We start from the raw sequence: 551 nt of genomic DNA on the forward strand, positions 1-551 counted from the left end.
CCGCGGGAGTTGTCTGGGGTGCTGCAGCTTCAGGCGCTGCAGGCACGGTCGGCGCGCCCGGCACAGCCACGCCGTTTGCCGTGCCGCTGGCTGCCGAGGCAGGTGCTGCAGCAGCACCTTCGGCGGGCTTGGCGGCGGCGGCGATCTGGCTCAGCTCGGACATGTTGCGCTGCAGTTCGGCCGTGCGCGATGCCTGGTCGTCGGACTGCTTTTGCTTGGCCAGGCGCTCGTCTGCCTCCACGCCCTTGACAGCACCTTTGGACAGGGTGAGCTTGTCGGGTGCGGCAGTGGACGGCTTGCGGTCTTCGACCTGGGCCTGGACGCTGCCCGATGCTTCACGATTGGCCGATGCCACGGGCGCGGCTGGTGCGGCGCTGGCCAGCTGGCGGCGGAACTGGTTGAAATCCCGGGACTGGGCTGCAACGATCTGGCGCGCCTCGCGCGGCGAGGTGGCCTGTGCCGTGGCCTCGTCAGGCACGGTGAGCACGGCGCCGGAGCGCATGCGGTTCACATTGCCGTTGATGAAGGCCTTGGGATTGGAGCGCAGCATG

The 551-nt window shown here is 69.3% G+C and carries 1 protein-coding gene; it reads right to left on the reverse strand.

Going from position 1 to position 551, the window contains the following annotated elements:
• The coding region (locus tag L995_RS29085; protein WP_047474888.1) for a FimV/HubP family polar landmark protein at nucleotides 1–551 on the reverse strand (551 nt) is incomplete at both ends.

Origin of the sequence: Delftia sp. ZNC0008, from assembly GCF_000799035.1 — a bacterium.
GTDB classification, from domain to species: domain Bacteria; phylum Pseudomonadota; class Gammaproteobacteria; order Burkholderiales; family Burkholderiaceae_C; genus Comamonas; species Comamonas tsuruhatensis.